The following is a 1,698-nucleotide window of genomic DNA, read 5'->3' as shown; positions in this document are numbered from 1 at the left end:
TAGCTACATCAATCCAATCTAAAGTCGAACAGGTGGGATAAATAATCTGGACTACTTGTTACAGCTCCGTTTATTTCCGTGCAAGACTTCGCTTTCTGCGGGGTCTCACCTGTTCCTCTTTTCCCGCAGGAGTCTTCGCCTTGCCCTACAATCAACTGCTAGAAACACCTGCATACATGAAACCTCTGTTCACCATAACAACAAAAAATCCGAGCGAAGCTGATTCTTATTCAAGAATTAACTTCGTTCGGATCTTGCTTTAACTAAACGACTTTTGTCACAGTCCTGTTCACATTTTTTATTTATAAACAGGATATCCAACAAATTTAAAGTCTTTGCCGATTGAGGTCACAGAAAGACGCTCCACGTCCACTGCATCCCACATTTTCTCTACGCCTTTTCCTTCTAGGAAAGTAGGAGCTTCTTTTCCTCCTGAAAGCTTTGGAGCCATATACAGCACCAATTTATCAATTAAACGATTTTCCAGGAATGCGGCATTCACTTCGCCCCCTCCTTCAATTAAAAGAGACGACACGAATTTCTCACCTAGTATAGAAAGCATATCTTCAAGATTCACCTTGTCCTCACCGCTTGTGACAAATACTTCGACGCCTTGCTTTTCGAGCTCTTCCTTTTTTTCTTTTGAATAGCTCTGACTTGTAAATACCCACGTCGGGGCTAAAGAATCAGTTGCTAGCTTAGATTCAAGCGGTATTCGCAGCTTCGAATCCATCACAATGCGAATTGGACTTCGGCCGCCTTCAATGCGAGTTGTCAGCTCAGGGTTGTCCTTAATGACCGTATTCACCCCTACTAAGATACCCGCTGTTTCATGACGCAGCTGATGTACATCCAAACGAGCTTCCTCAGACGTAATCCACTTGCTGTGAGAAGAAGCAGTTGCTATTTTACCGTCTAACGTAATCGCTGACTTTAATGAAACAAACGGCTTCTTCGTTACAATATACTTATTGAAGACCTCATTCATTTGACGTGACTCTTCTTCACATACACCTGTTATGACCTCAATGCCTGCGTTTTCTAAAATTTTAACTCCATTACCGGCTACTAAAGGATTGGGGTCTAAAGTTGCTATGACCACTTTTTTTACACCGGCTTCAACTAGCGCTTCAGCACAAGGACCTGTACGTCCGTGGTGTGAACAAGGCTCTAGCGTTACGTAAGCAGTCGCTCCTTTTGCTTGTTCGCCAGCCATTCGCAGCGCGTAAATTTCAGCGTGCGGTTCGCCAGCTTTTAAATGCGTACCAATCCCAACGATTCGATTCTCGTTTACAATGACCGATCCTACAAGCGGATTTGGCTCTGTTTGTCCTTTTGTTGCTTTTGCGTTTTGTAAAGCTATATTCATATAAAATTCGTGATTGATCAAAGAAGAACCTCCTCTTTTAAGTGTCCTGAACGTTGAACTTTAGTATCTAAATACTTTTCATTAAACTGAGATACATCTCCCCAAAGTGGAACGCGCCCTGATAAAAGTGCGCCGTTTTTCTCAAGCGCGATTAGCTTTTTCGGATTATTGGTAATCAGCGTAACCGGTTTTTGACGCAGCACTTTTAACACGCTGATGGCATCAGTATAGCTGCGAGTATCATCTTCAAATCCTAACCCTTCATTCGCCTCTACCGTATCAAATCCGTTTTCTTGAAGAACGTATGCCATTGCTTTGCTGAATAGGCC

2 protein-coding genes are annotated in these 1,698 nt (G+C 42.9%); both read right to left on the bottom strand.

The annotated features are described in order from the left end of the window. Window positions 1-298 precede the first annotated feature (298 nt). The gene (gene ribD / locus RB298_RS00100; RefSeq protein WP_486045145.1) at window positions 299-1,390 is read right to left on the bottom strand and encodes a bifunctional diaminohydroxyphosphoribosylaminopyrimidine deaminase/5-amino-6-(5-phosphoribosylamino)uracil reductase RibD; all 1,092 of its coding nucleotides are present in this window, start codon (window positions 1,388-1,390) and stop codon (window positions 299-301) included. Beyond that, on the bottom strand, window positions 1,387-1,698 hold a 312-nt coding region (locus RB298_RS00095; RefSeq protein ID WP_486045143.1), incomplete at its 5' end, for a GTP cyclohydrolase II. The genes ribD and RB298_RS00095, both read right to left, overlap by 4 nt.

Source organism: Priestia sp. BR_2, from assembly GCF_041954005.1.
GTDB classification, from domain to species: domain Bacteria; phylum Bacillota; class Bacilli; order Paenibacillales; family Paenibacillaceae; genus Paenibacillus_AQ; species Paenibacillus_AQ lautus_A.
This window is presented reverse-complemented; position numbering and strand designations above follow the sequence as displayed.